We start from the raw sequence: 19,174 nt of genomic DNA on the forward strand, positions 1-19,174 counted from the left end.
TAGCAAAAATTATAGAGATGGTCTCACACGCACAACGCTCCCGCGCACCAATACAAAAACTCGTTGATGTTGTAGCTGGTTACTTTGTTCCGGCTGTAGTTTTTAGCTCTATCGTGACATTTTTTATTTGGCTTAGTGTGGGACCTGAACCGCGCTTGGCATACGCCATAGTATCTGCTGTTTCAGTCCTCATTATCGCTTGTCCATGTGCGCTGGGTCTTGCAACTCCTATCTCTATCATGGTGGCAACAGGCAGAGGGGCGATGTCTGGAGTGCTGATAAAAAATGCTGAAGTGTTGGAGATTATGCAGAAGGTAGATACTATTGTTGTAGATAAAACAGGAACGCTTACAGAGGGTAAACCTAGAGTTGTTAATCTGCATGTAGAGAAAAGTTTTGACAACGATGAGGTACTTCGTTTAATTGCAACCTTAGAGAAATCAAGTGAGCACCCACTCTCTAATGCTATAGTAAATGAAGCAAAAGAGAGAAAAATAGAGCTAGGCAAAGTAGAAGATTTTGAGTCAATAACTGGAATGGGTATTAAGGGGATTGTTGATTCATACTCAGTTGTAATAGGCAACTCAAAACTTATGGATAGTTTAAAAATTGATATGAGTAGCTTATTAGAACAAGTAGAGATAGAACGTAGTGATGGCAGAATTGTTATGATGATTGCAGTGGATTTAAAGATAGCAGGTTTTATAGCTCTTCAAGACCCTATAAAAGAGTCAACTCATAAAGCTATCGAAATGTTACATGCCAAAGGATTAAAGGTAGTTATGCTTAGTGGAGATAATCACGCAACGGCTCAAGTTGTTGCAGATAAACTTAAAATAGACAAAGTATATGCTGATGTATTGCCTGAGCAAAAAGCAGAGGTGATAAAAGAGCTCCAATCACAAGGGCATATTGTTGCCATGGCTGGAGATGGGATCAATGATGCACCCTCCCTTGCTCTCTCAAATGTAGGTATTGCTATGGGTAGTGGTACTGATATAGCAATACATAGTGCAGATATAACTCTGATAAAAGGTGATTTGCAAGGTATTGTTAGAGCTATAACACTAAGTAAAGAGACTATGAAAAATATAAGACAAAATCTATTTTTCGCCTTCTTTTATAACGCTATTGGGATACCGATTGCCGCTGGAGTGTTGTACCCATTTTTTGGGATACTTCTCTCTCCGATGATAGCAGCTGCGGCTATGAGCTTTAGTTCAGTATCTGTAATTGGCAATTCGCTTAGACTTAAGAAGATAAAGTTATGAGTTTGTAATATTATAAATAATTTCTGTTTTATTTTTCATAACTTTAATCTCTTGCACACTTAAGCCTTCTATCTCTAGAGTCATAAACTCTTTTATAGACTCTATCTTGTTAAGGGCAACAGCGCGAAGAACTAAACCTCTGTAAGCTTTAGCCCAGTGACTTACTACTTTGCCACTCTTTAAAAATTTCAAAGTTGTATAAGGCTTTTTTATCTCATAAAACTTATCATAATACCCAGCCCGTAAATCTAAGATATCAGAGTTTGATAGATAAAGATCCAACTGATATGAAAATCTATCTCTATAAAACTTATCAGGTATAAAATCACCTATGTTGTTACCTTGCTTTACTTTATAGTTAGCAATTGTATCGCCGCCAAGAAGTGGGCCATATAGGTTTGAAAATATAATACTGTTTGCTAGTAGATACTCTTTTGCACTATTATCAAGGGTGTTAAAGTTTAGGTATTGGTACGCTACACCATCATAACGCTCTATTGCAGGCATAAGTGGTGATTTAAAAATATCATTTATATAAGGCTCACAATCTATAAATTTTTTAAATCCAAAAAGTTCTTTAATCTTCTCTTCATCTCTACTATTAACGATTTGGTTATATTCACTCAGTATGCCATCTCTCGCATCATTAGAGCCAAAAAGCTCTTTTTGTTGCTCTACACCACCAACTTTTTTATTTTCAGATGGAGAAAATAGTATTTTTAACATCAAAAAAACCTCTAAATATATAAAATAAAAATAGATAATAGCCTTTTTTACATAAAGGAGCTAATCTTTTAGATTTTGAGCAAAAAACTCTTGACATTGAAAATATATTGCACTATAATTCTGGCTCAAATTCGATGCCGACATAGCTCAGTTGGCTAGAGCAGCTGATTTGTAATCAGCAGGCCCGGGGTTCAAATCCTCGTGTCGGCACCATTGAATTCGAGAATATTAGAAACAGTGTTAGACCAGATTAAACAATTATGTTATGGTGAGATAGTCAAGTGGCCAACGACGGCGGACTGTAAATCCGCTCCCTCCGGGTTCAGAGGTTCGACTCCTCTTCTCACCACCATTCAATGGCACATGCGGGCGTAGCTCAGTTGGCTAGAGCGTCAGCCTTCCAAGCTGAGGGTCGAGGGTTCGAGTCCCTTCACCCGCTCCATTGAAAATTCTGGAAGCTGAAGTACAATTTCAACCTACTTCATAAACATATATTTAAACTAAGATTATAGTATATGGCAATCTACACAAAAAACAATCTAATATTTAAAAAATTATGCAATTATTGCTTGGTGTCTATTTTACTTTTTTAACTTTGCTCTCGTGGCTCAGGGGTAGAGCACTTCCTTGGTAAGGAAGAGGTCGGCGGTTCAAATCCGCTCGTGAGCTCCATAAGGTAAAGTATAGACAAAGTTTAAGCAATAATTGAATAATTTTTGGGTACAATTCCATTTCTATTCACAAATTAAGTCGGAGGACACTATGGCAAAAGAAAAGTTTGCGCGTAATAAACCGCATGTAAACATAGGTACAATTGGTCACGTAGATCATGGTAAAACAACATTGACAGCTGCAATTACTGCGGTATTAGCAGTAACAAATGGTGCAAAAATGATGGATTATGATGCTATCGACAATGCTCCTGAAGAGCGTGAGCGTGGTATTACGATCGCAACATCACACGTAGAGTACGAAACTAATAATCGTCACTATGCACACGTTGATTGTCCAGGTCACGCGGATTATGTTAAAAACATGATTACTGGTGCTGCACAAATGGATGGTGCTATTTTAGTTGTTTCTGCAGCTGATGGTCCGATGCCTCAAACTCGTGAGCACATTCTTCTTTCAAAGCAAGTAGGTGTTCCATATATCGTTGTTTTCATGAACAAAGAAGATATGGTTGACGACGAAGAGCTATTAGAACTAGTTGAAATGGAAATTCGTGAACTTCTTGACATGTATGATTTCCCAGGTGATGATACTCCAATCATAGCTGGTTCAGCAAAAGAAGCATTAGACGAAGCAAAAACTGGTACACTTGGACCATGGTCTGCAAAGATACAAAAGCTTATGGCTGCTGTAGATGAGTATATTCCTGAGCCAACTCGTGAAGTTGATAAAGATTTCTTAATGCCTGTTGAAGATGTTTTCTCAATCTCTGGTCGTGGAACAGTTGTAACTGGTCGTATCGAGCGTGGTACAGTTAAAATCGGTGACAATATTGAAATCGTTGGTATCCGTGATACACAAAAAACTACTGTAACTGGTATTGAAATGTTCCGTAAAGAAATGGATCAAGGTTTAGCTGGTGACAACTGTGGTGTTCTAGTTCGTGGTATAGGTAAAGACGATGTTGAGCGTGGTCAAGTACTTTGTAAGCCAGGCGCAATTACTCCTCATACTAAGTTTACTGCTGAAATCTATGTACTAAGCAAAGAAGAGGGTGGTCGTCATACTCCATTCTTTACTAACTACCGTCCACAGTTTTACGTTCGTACAACAGACGTTACAGGTGCAATTTCTTTACCAGAAGGTACTGAGATGGTTATGCCAGGTGACAACGTAAGTATTACTGTTGAATTAATTCACCCAATCGCTATGGAAAAAGGTACTAAGTTCGCTATCCGTGAGGGTGGAAGAACAGTTGGTGCTGGTGTTGTAGCTGATATTATTGCATAATTCGCTTTTAGCGAATATGCAAAATCCTTCCAAAGGTTAATAACATGAGAGAAGCAATACATTTAGGATGTGAGAAGTGTACTCGTCGTAACTATCACACAACTAAAAATAAAAAAACTCATACTGAAAAATTTTCAGTTAAAAAATATTGTAAGTTTTGTCGTGAGCATACTGTTCACAAAGAGATGAAACTCTAATATAAAGTTGCAATTCAAGCTTAAGTCTTTTTGGCTAAGCTTATTGTTTGTATATAGGCGTGTAGCTCCAACGGTTAGAGCACCGGATTCCAAATCCGGGTGTTGGGAGTTCGAATCTCTCTACGCCTGCCATACATTAATTATTTGTAATGCTTTAGGGCTTTATTTGTAATTAATGACTATTTAGGAAAGTTAAATGAATTTAAGTACACATATTAAAAATGCTAGATTAGAGTTAAGCAAAGTAATTTTTCCTACAAAAGGTCAAGTTAAACAAGCTTATATTTCTGTTTTAATCGTTGTTACAGTTATAGCTGCTTTTTTAGCATTGGTTGATTTACTTATGTCATCAATTATGTCATCAATCTTAGGTTAGGGAGTAACAATGGAGAAAACAAGTAATCATCAATGGTACTCTATACAAACATATGGTAATGAAAGAACAGTTCGTTTAGCAATTTTAAATCTTATAGAAGAGATGAAATTACAAGATGCTATAACAGATGTTATAGTTCCAACAGAAGATGTGATAGAAGTAAAAGATGGTAAGAAAAAAATTACTGAGCGTTCACTATACTCAGGATATGTTTTTGCTAGAATAGATTTGAGCACTGAAGTTCAACACTTAATTCAATCAATTCCAAAAGTATCTGGATTTATTGGTGAAGCAAATATTCCTACGCCACTTAGCGAGCACGATATAAACGTAATACTTGATCGTGTACAAAACCGTGCAGCACCAAAGCCAAAGGTATTTTTTGATAGTGGAGAGACTGTTCGTATCACAGATGGTCCATTTGCAAACTTTACTGCAACTGTAGATGAGTATGATTTAGAGCATGGAACTCTAAAACTAAACGTTTCAATTTTTGGAAGAGCAACGCCTGTTGATATCTCTTATACTCAAGTTGAGAAAATAATTTAGATAAAAATAAACTACGCTAATATTAGATTTTTTATAAAAGTTTAATATTAGCGTAGTTTAAAGCGACTAGTCGCGCGAGCATTCTGCTAAAGAAAACTTAGCGTTAGCGTAGCAAACTGGACTTCGTTCAGATTGTGTAAGTAAAATAATAAAAAGGAAAAAAAGATGGCAAAAAAAATAATGGGCTACATTAAGCTTCAAATTGAAGCTGGTAAAGCAACTCCTGCTCCTCCAGTTGGACCAGCACTTGGTCAACGTGGTGTTAATATTATGGAGTTTACAAAAGCATTTAATGAAAAAACAAAAGATAAGATGGGATTCAAAGTTCCTGTAGTTATCACTGTTTATACTGATAAAAGCTTTACGTTTGTTGTAAAACAACCACCAGCATCTGCTTTACTTATGCATGCAGCAGGCCTTAAAAAAGGTTCAGATAATCCACTTAAAAATAAAGTGGCAAAAATCACTCGTGCACAGTTAATGGAAATAGTAAACAAAAAGATTGAAGATTTAAATACTGATGATAAAGAAGCAGCAGCTAGTACAATTGCTGGTTCAGCTCGTTCAATCGGTATAGAAATAGTAGACTAGTTAACCACTTATCATCGACCACAATGATATAAAATTTTGTGGCAGAATTTCATAGGAGAATTTGACAATGAGCAAAAGATATAAACAATTAATAGAGAAAATTGATGTTACTAAAGCATATGGTGTTGATGAAGCATCTGTTTTAGTAAAAAACTTAGTTAGTGCAAAGTTTGATGAAACAGTTGAAGTTGCATTTAACTTAAATGTAGACCCAAGACATGCGGATCAGATGATTCGTGGTGCTATAGTGCTTCCTCATGGAACAGGTAAAGTTGTACGTGTTGCAGTTTTTGCTAAAGGTGTTAAAGCTGATGAAGCTAAAGCAGCTGGAGCAGATATAGTTGGAACTGATGATTTAGTTCAACAAATTAAAGATGGTGTTTTTAACTTTGATGTAGTTGTTGCTGCACCTGATTGTATGGGTCTTGTTGGACAAATTGGTCGTATTTTAGGGCCAAAAGGTATGATGCCTAACCCTAAAACTGGTACTGTAACTCCAGATGTTGCAACTGCTGTTAAGAATGTTAAGGGCGGACAAGTAAATTTTAGAGTTGACAAAAAAGGTAATATTCATGCAGGTATTGGCAAAGCAAGTTTTGATGCTACAAAAATATCTGAAAACCTTGTAACATTTGTTAAAGCGATTAACAGACATAAGCCTGCATCTGCAAAAGGTCGTTACATTAAAAATTGTGCCCTAAGTTTAACAATGAGCCCTGCTATCAAGCTTGATGTTATGCAATTGGCAGATTTAAAATAATTTAGTAATTTTTAGTGCTTTATTCGTAAAGCACTCTCAAGTTACTACTTTGGTAACTGCATTTTATGGACTGAAGATATAGGTGTGAGAGCTTAATATATTGGTGAAAATCAATATTCCTATTGAAGTGTTGTCTGGAAAGGAGATATTCTATGACAAAAACACAAAAAGCTGAAATTATTGAAGTACTTTCAAACGAATTTAAAGATGCTCAAAGCGTAATCTTTTGTGATTACAAAGGTTTGGGTGTTTCTAAGCTTGAATCATTGAGAAAAATGGCTCGTGCTAAAGATACTAAAGTTCAAGTTGTTAAAAATACGTTAGCTACTATTGCATTAAGCAATGCGTCTCTAACTGGTGTTGAATTAAAAGACACTAATATTTTAGTATGGGGCGCAGATTCTGTTGCTACTTCTAAAGTATGTTCTGACTTCGCTAAAGAGAATGATAAATTTGTAATTAAGTCTGCTTACGTTGACCGTGAGGCAGCTGATGCTGCTAAGGTTGAAGCGTTTGCTAAACTTCCTGGTCGTGAGGAGCTTCTTGCTATGCTTGCTGCTACTTGGATGGCACCAGTTGCATGTTTTACTATCGGACTTGACGCGTTAAGACAAAAAAAAGAGGAAGCTTAATAGCTTTTAACAAAGAGATGGTTTAGATCATCAAAATAAAATTTCATAATGGAGATATATTATGGCTATAACTAAAGAAGATGTATTAGAATTTATATCAGGACTTTCTGTATTAGAACTTTCTGTATTGGTAAAAGAGTTTGAAGAGAAGTTTGGTGTTTCTGCACAACCTGTTGCTGTTGCTGGTGGAGCTGCTACTGGTGGAGCTGCTGCTGCTGAAGAGCAAACAGAGTTTAACGTAATCATCACAGATGCTGGTGAGAAAAAAATCAACGTTATTAAAGTTGTACGTGCTCTAACTGGTCTTGGATTAAAAGAGGCTAAAGATGCAACTGAAAATGTACCTTCAACAATCAAAGAGGGTGTAGATAAAGAGACTGCTATGAATGCTAAAAAAGAGCTTGAAGAAGCTGGCGCTAAAGTAGAAGTTAAATAATTTTTCTACCTATTCGTAACGCAGGAGAGGCTATTTTTCTCCTGCAAGTTACGAATTTTTGGGCGCTTTTACGAAGAGATAACTATCTCCTCGTAAAAGTGCCCTTATGTCGTTTATAAGCACTAAAAAAGAAGCTCTAACTATTGAGCTAAAAATCATCTAGGGACGCCTAGATACGATAACCTTAATCTTTAATGATTAAGTCTTAATAACAACTCATCGAGGTAGCCAATGTTAAATACTTTATATTCCGGAAATCGTCTTCGTGTAGACTTCTCTAAAACCCCTCAACAAATAGAAGTACCAAACTTATTACAACTACAGCAAAGCTCATATAACAAGTTTTTAATGCTTGAGGAAAAAGATAGATCACAAAGTGGTGTTGAAACAGTTTTTCAATCAGTTTTCCCTATTCATGATACTCAAAACAGACTTACTGTTGAGTATATTGATAGTGAAGTTGGAAAACCTAAATACACAGTTAGAGAGTGTATGGAGCGTGGTCTTACATATGCTGTTAGCTTAAGAATGAAAACACGTCTTATTCTTTGGGATAGAGATGAAAATACAAAAGAGAAGCTAGGTGTAAAAGATATCAAAGAGCAGAGTATATTTGTTCGTGATATTCCACTTATGACAGAGAGAACTTCATTTATCATTAATGGTGTTGAGAGAGTTGTTGTAAATCAGCTTCACCGCTCACCAGGTGTTATCTTTAAAGAAGAAGAGTCAACTACTTCTGGCAATAAACTTATCTATACTGGTCAGATTATTCCTGATCGTGGTTCTTGGTTATATTTTGAATATGATCCTAAAGATATTCTTTATATGAGAATAAACAAGCGTCGTAAAGTGCCAGTTACAATTATGTTCCGTGCTCTTGGATATTCAAAGCAAGATATCTTAAAGATGTTTTATCCAATCCAGACAATTAACATAGTAGATAACAAATTTTTAATGAGCTTTAATCCAACTGATTACTCTACAAGATTATCTTACGATTTGATTGATAATGATGGAAAAGTTCTTTTAGCATCAGGAAAAAGATTATCAGCTAAAAAAGCACAAAAATTTATTGAAGATGGTTTAACTGAGGTTGAATATCCTCTTGAGGCTCTTTTAGATCGTTATTTAGCAAAATCTATAGTTGATCCTGAAACAGGAGAAATTCTTTTTGATGCAATGACGCGAATTGATGAGACAAAACTGAAAAAATTAAGTGATATTGGTATTAAAAGCTTTAATATTGCAAATGATTTAGCTGAAGGTGTGGATAGTTCGATAATCAATGCATTTAATGCTGATGCAGATTCACTAAAACTATTAAAACAGACGGAAAACATCGAAGATGAGAATGACCTCTCAGCAATTCGTATCTATAAAGTAATGAGACCAGGCGAGCCAGTAACAAAAGAGGCTGCTAAAGTTTTTGTAAACCAGCTTTTCTTTGATCCTGAGAGATATGACTTGACAAAAGTTGGTCGTATGAAGATGAATCATAAGTTAGGGTTAAATATTCCTGAATATGTAACAGTTCTTACTCATGAAGATATCATTGAATCTGTAAAATATGTTATTAAAGTTAAAAATGGTCAAGGTCATATTGATGATAGAGATCACCTTGGAAATCGTCGTATTCGTTCAATCGGTGAACTTTTAGGAAATGAGCTTCATAACGGTCTTATTAAGATGCAAAAAGCGATTCGTGACAAACTCTCTACAATGAGTGGACCTATGAATGAGCTTATGCCTCATGACTTGATTAACTCAAAGATGATTACTTCAACAATTATGGAGTTCTTCTCAGGTGGACAGCTTTCTCAGTTTATGGATCAAACAAACCCATTATCTGAAGTAACGCATAAGCGTCGTCTATCAGCTCTTGGAGAGGGTGGTCTTGTAAAAGAGCGTGCTGGTTTTGAAGTACGTGACGTTCACCCAACTCACTATGGAAGAATCTGTCCGATTGAAACTCCGGAGGGTCAAAACATTGGTCTTATCAATACTTTAGCAACGTACTCAAAAGTAAACGAGCATGGCTTTATTGAAGCTCCATATAAAGTTATGAAAGATGGAATGATAACAGATGAGATTGTTTATCTAACTGCTACACAAGAAGAGGGTAAGAAGATTGCCGCTGCTTCAAATAAACTAGATAAAGATGGTCAGTTTATAGATAAGATGGTTGTAACAAGAGTTGATGGTGAGATTCTTCACCGACCAGTTAGCGAGTGTGCTTATGCTGACTTATCATCTCATATGGTGGTAGGTGTTGCCGCTTCACTAATTCCATTCTTAGAACATGATGATGCTAACCGTGCTCTAATGGGTGCAAACATGCAACGTCAAGCAGTTCCCCTTATTAAACATGAAGCACCACTTGTTGGAACAGGTGTTGAAAAACTTGTAGCTCGTGATTCTTGGGAGTGTGTAAAAGCAAAACGCTCTGGAATAGTAGAAAAAGTTGATGGAAAACATATATATATTATGGGTGATGATGATGGAGAAATCTATATAGATTACTACCCATTACAAAAAAATCTTCGCACAAATCAAAATACTGCATTTGGTCAAAAGCCAATTGTTAAAGTTGGTCAAAAAGTTGAGATTAATCAAATAATTGCAGATGGTCCAAATATGGATCAAGGAGAGCTTGCTCTTGGTGTTAATGCAATGGTTGCGTTTATGCCTTGGAATGGATACAACTTTGAGGATGCTATCGTAATCTCTGAGAGACTTATCCGTAAAGATGCTTTTACATCTGTTCATATTTATGAAAAAGAAGTTGAAGCAAGAGAGTTAAAGCATGGTGTAGAAGAGATTACTCGTGATATTCCAAATGTAAGAGATGATGAGTTAGCTCACCTTGATGAGAGCGGTATCATTAAAATTGGTACAAACGTAACTGGTGGAATGATATTAGTTGGTAAGGTTTCTCCAAAAGGTGAAGTAAAACCAACTCCAGAAGAGAGACTTCTTCGTGCTATCTTTGGTGAAAAAGCTGGACACGTTATAAACAAATCTCTCTACTGCCCACCAAGTATGGAAGGTGTTGTTGTTGATGTTAAAATCTTTACTAAAAAAGGTTATGACAAAGATGCTCGTACTCTTGAACTTGAAAAAGAAGAGCGTGATTATTTAGAGCGTGAGCACTATGATAGACTTCTTATGATTGATAAAGAGGAGATGTTAAGAGTTACAAAACTTCTTACAAAAGAGCCTCTTATAAATGATATAAAAATAGGAAATACTAACTATAAAGCTGGCGATAAAATCAATGGTGCAGATTTAGTTGAAGTAAATCGTTTTGCTATGAATGCTATTATAAAATCATTTAGTGAAGAGATTCAATCAGAGTACAACAAAGTTAAAAATTATTTTCAAAAAGAGAAGAGACTTTTCCGTGATGAGCACGAAGAGAAGTTAAATATCTTAGAAAAAGATGACATTTTACCAAACGGTGTTGTAAAGCATGTAAAAATATACATTGCTACAAAACGTCAACTAAAAGTTGGTGATAAAATGGCAGGACGTCACGGAAATAAAGGTATTGTCTCTACGATAGTTCCTGAAGTTGATATGCCTTATATGGAAGATGGAAGAGGTGTTGATGTTTGTCTGAATCCACTTGGTGTTCCATCTCGTATGAACATTGGTCAGATTTTAGAGATGCACCTTGGTATGGCTGGACGTGAGTTAGGACATCAAATCACAAAAGAGTTTAAATCAAAGCAAAAAGATTTTGTAGCAAATCTACGTGCTAAAATGATTGAAATATCTGATGTTGCACAAATGATGAATGCTTCAAAAACTCTTGGAGAGATGAGTGATGAGTTACTACTTCACTATGCTCGTGATTGGTCAAAAGGAGTTAAATTTGCAACTCCTATATTTGAAGGTGTAAATGCAGCAGAGTTTGAAAAACTTTTTGCTCTTGCTAAAATGAGCACAGATGGAAAAACTGTACTTTACAATGGTTTAACAGGTGAGAAGATAAAAGAGCGTGTAAACGTTGGATACATGTACATTCTTAAACTACATCACTTAGTTGATGAGAAGATCCATGCTCGCTCAACTGGACCATACTCTCTTGTAACTCAACAACCAGTTGGTGGTAAAGCACTATTTGGTGGACAAAGATTTGGAGAGATGGAGGTTTGGGCACTAGAGGCTTATGGAGCTTCTGCGGTTCTAAAAGAGATGTTAACTATCAAATCAGATGATGTTGATGGTCGTGTTCGCGCTTATAAAGCAATTACAAAAGGTGAATTAGTTCCAGAATCTGGTATTCCTGAGACACTATTCGTACTTACAAAAGAGCTTCAAGCACTTGCTCTTGATGTAGAAATATTTGACGAGGTAGAAGACAATGAGTAAATTAGTACCTATTGAAGTAACAGAAGAAAAAAGACCAACTGATATAAAGCAAATACAGTTTCGTTTAGCTTCTCCTGAGAAAGTGATGTCTTGGAGTCACGGAGAAGTAAAAAAACCTGAAACAATTAACTATCGTACGCTCAAACCTGAACGTGATGGACTTTTTTGTGCAAAAATATTTGGACCAGTTAGAGACTACGAGTGTCTTTGTGGTAAATACAAAAAGATGCGTTATAAAGGCGTTGTTTGTGAGAAATGTGGAGTTGAAGTAACAAGTACAAAAGTTCGCCGTATTCGTATGGGTCATATAGAACTTGTAACTCCAGTAGCACACATCTGGTATGTAAGTTCATTGCCTTCTCGTATAGGTACTCTTTTAGGCATTAAGATGAAAGATCTTGAGCGTGTACTATATTATGAAGCATACATTGTTGAGAGTGGTGGAGAAGCGTATTATGATGCTGAAGCAAAGACACCAGTTTTAAAATATGATGTTTTAAACGAAGAGCAGTATCGTACTTTAGTTCAAAGATTTGGCGAACTAGGCTTTAAAGCTCGTATGGGCGGAGAAGTTGTTCGTGATTTACTTGATTCTATCGACTTGGTTGATCTATTTACTCAACTAAAAGAAGATATTGAACTAACAAAAAGTGAAGCAAAAACAAAAACTATTGCTAAGAGATTAAAAGTTATTGAATCATTTTTAAATTCAGGAAACAACCCTGCATGGATGATGCTAACTGTTTTACCAGTTCTTCCACCTGATTTGAGACCTCTTGTAAGTCTTGATGGCGGTAAATTTGCAGTTTCTGACGTAAATGACTTATATCGTCGTGTAATAAACCGTAACCAACGTCTTAAGCGTCTAGTAGAGCTTGAAGCGCCAGAGATTATTGTAAGAAACGAGAAGCGTATGCTTCAAGAGTCAGTTGATGCACTCTTTGACAATGGTCGTCGTGCAAATGCTGTTAAAGGTGCGAACAAACGTCCACTAAAATCTTTAAGTGAAATCATTAAAGGTAAGCAGGGACGTTTCCGTCAAAACCTACTTGGTAAGCGTGTTGACTTCTCTGGTCGTACAGTAATTGTTGTTGGACCAAAATTATCTATGGATGAGTGTGGATTGCCTAAAAAAATGGCTCTTGAACTCTTTAAGCCACACTTGATTGCAAAACTAGAAGAAAAAGGTTACGCAACAACTGTTAAAGCTGCTAAGAAGATGATTGATGATAAGACAAATGAAGTTTGGGAGTGTTTGGCTGAGATAGTTGATGGTTACCCAGTACTACTAAACCGTGCACCAACGCTTCATAAATTATCAATTCAAGCGTTTCACCCTAAGCTAATTGATGGAAAAGCTATTCAGCTTCACCCATTAGTTTGTGCTGCCTTTAACGCGGACTTCGACGGTGACCAGATGGCTGTACATGTACCTTTAAGTTCAGCTGCAATTGCAGAAGCAAAAGTGTTGATGTTAGCATCTATGAATATCCTTCTTCCTGCTTCAGGAAAGGCTATTGCTACACCATCTCAAGATATGGTTCTTGGTATTTATTATATTACTTTAGAGAAAAATGGAGTAAAAGGTTCAAATAAACTTTTTGCAAACGTTGATGAAGTAAGAATTGCTATCGAGCATGATTCTCTTGATATTCACGCAAAAGTAAGAACAAGAGATGAGGGAAGAATCATCCATACAACAGCAGGTAGAATGCTCTTAAAAGCTATATTACCTGATTTTGTTCCATTAGAACTCTGGAATAGAGTTATGAAGAAAAAAGCTATTAATGAGGTTGTTGACTATGTTCAAAAGCATGGTGGCATAGGCATAACAGCAGGATTCTTAGATAGACTTAAAGACCTAGGATTTAAGCACGCTACTGAAGCTGGTATCTCTATCTCAATAGATGATATTAAAATACCTGCAACAAAAGAGGCTAAAATAAACGACTCTAAAAATAGAGTATTTGAGATTCAAAAACAGTATGAAGCTGGACTATTAACTGAGCAAGAGAGATATAACAAAATTATCGACGTTTGGACTGATACAAACAATACTCTAGCAACTCAGATGATGGAACTAGTTCAAACTGATAAGTTAGGATTTAACTCTATTCATATGATGGCAGACTCTGGAGCTCGTGGTTCAGCTGCACAAATTCGTCAGCTTGCTGGTATGCGTGGACTTATGGCTAAACCAAGTGGTGAGATTATTGAAACACCAATTATCTCTAACTTTAAAGAGGGACTAAACGTTGTTGAGTACTTTATTTCAACACACGGTGCTAGAAAAGGTCTTGCCGATACAGCACTTAAAACAGCAAACGCGGGTTACCTTACTCGTAAACTTGTTGACGTTGCTCAAAACGTTAAGATTGTTGAGCACGATTGTCATACGCATGAGGGAATTGAGATTTCTGATATCAGTGATCACAATACTCTAATCGAATCTTTAGAAGATAGATTAAATGGTAGAGTTTTAGCAGATGACGTAATAGACCCAATAAGTAATGAGATACTTTTTGCAGAGGGAACACTTCTTGATGAAGTTAGTGCAAAAGTTATAGCTGAAGCTGGAATTAAAACGGCATATATCAGAACACCAACAACTTGTAAAAGTGAAAATGGAATCTGTGCTCTTTGTTATGGTGTTAACCTTGCAACAGGAAAAATGGTTCGTAGAGGAGAGGCTGTTGGTATTATTGCTGCTCAGTCAATCGGTGAACCTGGTACTCAGCTGACTCTTAGAACATTCCACGTTGGAGGAACTGCTAGCTCAACTGCGCAAGAGAGACAAGTTATAGCTGAAAAAGAAGGCTTTATCCGTTACTATAACTTAAAAACTTACCTTTCAAAAGAGGGTAAAAATATAGTAGCAAACCGTAGAAATGCAGCAGTTCTTTTAGTAGAGCCTAAGATTAAAGCTCCATTTGCTGGACGTGTTGAAATTCAAACTGTTCATGACGAGGTAATTATTAGCGTAGCTTCAAAAACTGAGATTATTCGTTATGTACTACGTAAAAATGAGATAGCTAAGCCAAACGAGCTAGCTGGTGTTGGTGGACAAATTGAAGGTAAATACTACTTCCCATATGAGAGTGGTGCAGAAGTTCATGAGAATGAGTCTATAGTTGAGACTATCAAAGATGGTTGGAATGTTCCAAGTCGTATCCCATATGCTTCTGAAGTTTTAGTTGCAGATGGTGCGCCTGTTACTCAAAAAATTCTTGCAAAAGAGGAAGGAGTTGTTAAATACTTCATTCTTAAAGGTGACTATTTAGAGAGATTTGAAGGCTTTAAACCTGGCTATGAAGTTCTTGAAAAGGGAATATTCGCAACTGTTGTAGATGAAAATAATCGCGAAGCAGTACGTCACTATATCGCTCGTGGTTCTATCATTGTAGCTGAAGATGACGCTGTAGTTGATTCAAAAACAGTTATAGCTAAACCAAAAAATGATGATTCAACAGTAATAGCAGAGTGGGATCCATACGCTAATCCTATTATTTCTGAGACTAGTGGTGTTGTTAAATTTGAAGATATCATTATTGGAACAACAGCAACAGAACAGTATGATGAGTTAACTGGTAAGACACGATTAATGATTAGTGATCACGTTCCTGCTGAGTATAAGCCTACAATTGTACTTGCTAGTGAAGATGGTGAGCTTTTAAGATACCAAGTTCAGTCAAAAACTTCTATTTATGTAGAAGATGGAGCTAAAGTTAAAGTTGCTGATATTATTGCAAAAACTCCAAAAGCTCTTCAAAAATCAAGCGATATTACAGGGGGTCTTCCTCGTGTTAGTGAGCTTTTTGAAGGCCGTCGTCCAAAAGCAACAGCACTTATTTCTGAGATAGATGGTGTTGTATCATTTGGAAAATCTTTAAGAGGTAAAATTAGAATTATAGTTTCCTCAGATAATGGCATTATAAAAGAGTACTTTGTTGATAAATCACACACTCCAGTTGTAAACAGTGGAGACTTTGTACACGCTGGTGAGAGATTAACATCTGGTATCATCTCTTCACATGAACTTCTACGTATTATGGGTGTTAAAACACTTTATAACTACCTAGTGAGTGAAGTACAACAAGTGTACCGTTCTCAAGGTGTTAATATAGCAGATAAGCATGTTGAAGTTATATTTACACAGATGCTAAGACAGGTTAAGATTTTAAAATCTGGTGATACTAAGTTCATTGAAGGCGATTTAATCTCTAAAGTTAAGTTCGCACAAGAGAATGATAAAATCATCAAACTTGGCGGTCGTCCAGCTATTGCTGAGCCATTCTTAGTTGGTATCACAAGAGCTGCGGTATCAGCTGATAGTATCATCTCTGCTGCGTCATTCCAAGATACTACAAAAGTATTGACAGAAGCTGCTGTAAGCGCTAAAGTTGATGATCTAAATGATCTTAAAGAAAACGTTATTATTGGTCGTACCATTCCAGTTGGAACAGGTATATACAAAGATCAAGAAATTATGTTTGGCTACAATTAAAATTAACTTAGAGATCTTATAAGGATCTCTAAGTCTACATCTACTGCATCTATAATTCTACAAATAAAATATTATATATTAATTTATTCTTAAAATAAGCTAACTTTAATCACTATTTATATAAAATCACGCGTCTATAACTCCCTAAAATTTAGTGAGTTAAATTCTACTGGAAAAATTAAGTAAAGGAATTGTATGCCTACAATTAATCAATTGATTAGAAAAGAGCGTCAGAGAGTGATTAAAAAATCAAAATCACCTGCTCTTATGTCATGTCCACAACGTCGTGGAGTTTGTACACGTGTTTACACAACTACACCAAAAAAACCTAACTCAGCTTTGAGAAAAGTTGCAAAAGTTCGTTTAACTTCTGGCTTTGAAGTTATTTCATACATTATGGGAGAGGGTCACAACCTTCAAGAGCACTCAATAGTTCTAGTTCGTGGTGGTCGTATTAAAGACTTACCAGGTGTTAAGTATCATATCGTTCGTGGTGCATTAGATACTGCTGGTGTTGCTAACCGTACTGTTTCTCGTTCTAAATATGGAACTAAGAAACCTAAAGTTAAAAAATAGTCCCAAGCTTTTTAAGCTAAAAAAAAGAAAATAGCACAGGATATGCCTTGAGTGGTATATTTTGAGTAAATTTAAAAAAAATTGAAGTAAGGAAAATTACAAATGAGAAGAAGAAAAGCTCCCGTTCGTGAAATTATGCCAGACCCTGTTTATGGAAGCAAAGTTTTAACGAAATTTATAAATAAGATTATGTTTGATGGTAAAAAGTCAACAGCTGAAAAAATCATATATAGTGCAATGGATATCATTAGTTCTCGTGGAGAAAAAACTGGTATAGATACTTTTAATGAAGCTATCGAAAACATTAAGCCCATTATTGAGGTTAAAAGCCGCCGTGTTGGTGGTGCTACTTATCAAGTTCCAGTAGAAGTGCGCCCAGTGCGTCAACTATCTCTAGCAATTAGATGGTTAGTTGATGCTTCTCGTAAAAGAAACGAGAGAACAATGGCTGAGAGATTGGCAAATGAGTTAATGGATGCATCATCTGATAAAGGTAACGCATTTAAGAAAAAAGAGGATACTTACCGTATGGCTGAAGCAAATAAAGCATTTGCTCACTATCGCTGGTAATAGGAAATTATTATGGCAAGATCACATAAACTAGAAGACGTTAGAAACATCGGAATTGCTGCTCACATTGATGCAGGTAAAACAACAACAACAGAGAGAATTCTTTTCTATACTGGCCGTGAACATAAAATTGGCGAGACTCATGAAGGTACTGCTACTATGGACTGGATGGAGCAAGAGCAAGAGCGTGGTATTACTATTACTTCTGCTGCTACAACTTGTGAATGGGCTGGAAAACAGATTAATATTATAGATACTCCGGGTCACGTTGACTTTACTATTGAAGTTGAGCGTTCAATGCGTGTACTTGATGGTGCAGTTTCTGTATTTTGTGCAGTTGGTGGTGTTCAACCACAATCTGAAACAGTTTGGAGACAAAGAAATCGTTATGGTGTACCATCAATCGTATTTGTTAATAAAATGGATAGAACAGGTGCAAACTTTTATTCAGTTGAAGAACAAATTCGTACTCGTTTAAAAGGTAATCCAGTTCCTATTCAACTACCAATTGGCGAAGAAGAAGGTTTTAAAGGGATAGTTGATCTTGTTAAGATGAAAGCTATTGTTTGGGATATAGATGCTGCTATGGGTTCAAATTACCATGTAGAAGAGATTCCAGCAGATATGCTTGAAAAAGCTGAGCAGTACCGTGAAAAAATGATTGAATCAATCTCTGAAGTAGATGGCAACGAACACCTTGCTGAGAAATACTTAGAGGGTGAAGCGTTAAGCGAAGATGAGATTATTGCAGGTATCAAAGCTGCTACAATTGGTATGCATATAGTTCCTATGACAACTGGTACAGCATTTAAGAACAAGGGTGTACAAACTCTTCTAGATGCAGTTGTTGCTTATCTTCCATCTCCAACGGAGTGTGCTGCGATAAGAGGAACAATGATGGATGATGAAGATGAAGAAGTTATTGTTCCATCAACTGACAATGGCGAATTCGCATCTTTAGCATTTAAGATCATGACTGACCCTTTTGTTGGAACACTGACTTTCGTTCGTGTTTATCGTGGATCAATTGAAGCTGGCTCATTTGTTCATAACTCTACTAAAGATAAAAAAGAGAGAATAGGGCGTATTTTAAAGATGCATGCTGTTAAGCGTGAAGATGTAAAAGAGCTTTATGCCGGTGAAATTGGAGCTGTTGTTGGTCTAAAATATACAACTACTGGAGATACTTTATGTTCAGATGCTGATAAAGTTATTTTAGAGCGTATGACATTCCCTGAACCTGTTATCTCTGTTGCAGTTGAGCCAAAAACTAAAGCTGACCAAGAAAAAATGGGCTTAGCATTAGGAAAACTTGCTGCTGAGGATCCATCTTTTAGAGTTCATACAGATGAAGAGACAGGTCAAACTATTATTTCAGGAATGGGTGAACTTCACCTTGAGATTCTTGTTGATCGTATGAAAAGAGAGTTTAAAGTAGAAGCTGAAGTTGGTGCGCCACAAGTTTCTTACCGTGAAACTATTAGAGACACAGTTAATCAAGAGTACAAGTACGCTAAGCAATCTGGTGGTCGTGGTGCATTTGGACATGTTTACCTTACTATTAAGCCAGGTGAAGCTGGAACTGGTTTTGTGTTCCACAACGAAATCAAAGGTGGAGTTGTTCCTAAAGAGTATATTCCAGCAGTT

Annotated in this window: 15 protein-coding genes and 5 tRNA genes; 19 read left to right on the plus strand and 1 reads right to left on the minus strand. The window is 36.4% G+C overall.

The features are described from left to right. Positions 1-1,271 (plus strand): heavy metal translocating P-type ATPase (locus PHI38_RS04835; protein WP_299853424.1); only part of this gene is annotated, 1,271 nt, incomplete at its 5' end. On the opposite strand, the gene PHI38_RS04840 is transcribed toward PHI38_RS04835, so the two are convergent. After that, entirely contained in the window at positions 1,266-1,997 is a 732-nt protein-coding gene (locus PHI38_RS04840) for a YaaA family protein (protein WP_299853426.1), read from the minus strand. The genes PHI38_RS04835 and PHI38_RS04840 overlap by 6 nt on opposite strands. A 136-nt stretch (positions 1,998-2,133) precedes the next feature. Here PHI38_RS04840 and PHI38_RS04845 point away from each other — a divergent pair. From PHI38_RS04845 to fusA, 18 genes are all read left to right on the plus strand, one after another. Beyond that, positions 2,134-2,210, plus strand: a tRNA-Thr gene (locus PHI38_RS04845). Between the two features lie 54 nt (positions 2,211-2,264). Further along, positions 2,265-2,349: transfer RNA gene (locus PHI38_RS04850), tRNA-Tyr, on the plus strand. Positions 2,350-2,362: 13 nt separating this feature from the next. Further along, a tRNA-Gly gene (locus PHI38_RS04855) sits at positions 2,363-2,439 on the plus strand. A 155-nt stretch (positions 2,440-2,594) separates the two neighbouring features. Continuing rightward, positions 2,595-2,669: transfer RNA gene (locus tag PHI38_RS04860), tRNA-Thr, on the plus strand. 90 nt (positions 2,670-2,759) lie between these two features. Beyond that, positions 2,760-3,959, plus strand: a complete 1,200-nt coding sequence (tuf, locus tag PHI38_RS04865; protein WP_299853428.1) for an elongation factor Tu — start codon at positions 2,760-2,762, stop codon at positions 3,957-3,959. Positions 3,960-4,003: 44 nt separating this feature from the next. Then, on the plus strand, positions 4,004-4,156 hold the full coding sequence (rpmG, locus tag PHI38_RS04870) for a 50S ribosomal protein L33 (RefSeq protein WP_137011688.1): 153 nt from the start codon (positions 4,004-4,006) through the stop codon (positions 4,154-4,156). A gap of 55 nt (positions 4,157-4,211) precedes the next feature. Further along, positions 4,212-4,288 (plus strand) — tRNA-Trp (locus PHI38_RS04875). 64 nt (positions 4,289-4,352) lie between these two features. Then, positions 4,353-4,532 (plus strand): preprotein translocase subunit SecE, encoded by a 180-nt coding sequence (gene secE / locus PHI38_RS04880; RefSeq protein ID WP_299853433.1) that lies wholly within the window; start codon positions 4,353-4,355, stop codon positions 4,530-4,532. Positions 4,533-4,541: 9 nt separating this feature from the next. After that, entirely contained in the window at positions 4,542-5,081 is a 540-nt protein-coding gene (gene nusG, locus PHI38_RS04885; protein WP_299853435.1) for a transcription termination/antitermination protein NusG, read from the plus strand. Positions 5,082-5,246: 165 nt separating this feature from the next. Next, positions 5,247-5,672: a 50S ribosomal protein L11 gene (gene rplK / locus PHI38_RS04890; protein WP_299853437.1), complete on the plus strand. Its 426-nt coding sequence runs from the start codon at positions 5,247-5,249 to the stop codon at positions 5,670-5,672. Positions 5,673-5,739: 67 nt separating this feature from the next. Then, entirely contained in the window at positions 5,740-6,432 is a 693-nt protein-coding gene (gene rplA, locus PHI38_RS04895) for a 50S ribosomal protein L1 (protein ID WP_299853439.1), read from the plus strand. 152 nt (positions 6,433-6,584) lie between these two features. Further along, positions 6,585-7,064, plus strand: coding sequence for a 50S ribosomal protein L10 (rplJ, locus tag PHI38_RS04900; RefSeq protein WP_299853441.1), 480 nt, complete (start codon positions 6,585-6,587; stop codon positions 7,062-7,064). Positions 7,065-7,125: 61 nt separating this feature from the next. After that, positions 7,126-7,500 (plus strand): 50S ribosomal protein L7/L12, encoded by a 375-nt coding sequence (gene rplL, locus PHI38_RS04905; protein WP_299853443.1) that lies wholly within the window; start codon positions 7,126-7,128, stop codon positions 7,498-7,500. A gap of 231 nt (positions 7,501-7,731) precedes the next feature. Next, on the plus strand, positions 7,732-11,877 hold the full coding sequence (gene rpoB, locus PHI38_RS04910) for a DNA-directed RNA polymerase subunit beta (RefSeq protein WP_299853445.1): 4,146 nt from the start codon (positions 7,732-7,734) through the stop codon (positions 11,875-11,877). Continuing rightward, on the plus strand, positions 11,870-16,381 hold the full coding sequence (gene rpoC, locus PHI38_RS04915) for a DNA-directed RNA polymerase subunit beta' (protein ID WP_299853447.1): 4,512 nt from the start codon (positions 11,870-11,872) through the stop codon (positions 16,379-16,381). Before rpoB ends, rpoC begins: the two co-directional genes overlap by 8 nt. A 195-nt stretch (positions 16,382-16,576) precedes the next feature. Continuing rightward, positions 16,577-16,957, plus strand: a complete 381-nt coding sequence (gene rpsL / locus PHI38_RS04920) for a 30S ribosomal protein S12 (RefSeq protein ID WP_299853449.1) — start codon at positions 16,577-16,579, stop codon at positions 16,955-16,957. Positions 16,958-17,059: 102 nt separating this feature from the next. After that, positions 17,060-17,527: a 30S ribosomal protein S7 gene (gene rpsG, locus PHI38_RS04925; protein WP_011371991.1), complete on the plus strand. Its 468-nt coding sequence runs from the start codon at positions 17,060-17,062 to the stop codon at positions 17,525-17,527. A gap of 12 nt (positions 17,528-17,539) precedes the next feature. Beyond that, a partial coding sequence (gene fusA, locus PHI38_RS04930; protein ID WP_299853452.1) for an elongation factor G occupies positions 17,540-19,174 on the plus strand: 1,635 nt, incomplete at its 3' end.

This window comes from Sulfurimonas sp. (genome assembly GCF_028694895.1).
In the GTDB taxonomy this organism is placed as follows: domain Bacteria; phylum Campylobacterota; class Campylobacteria; order Campylobacterales; family Sulfurimonadaceae; genus Sulfurimonas.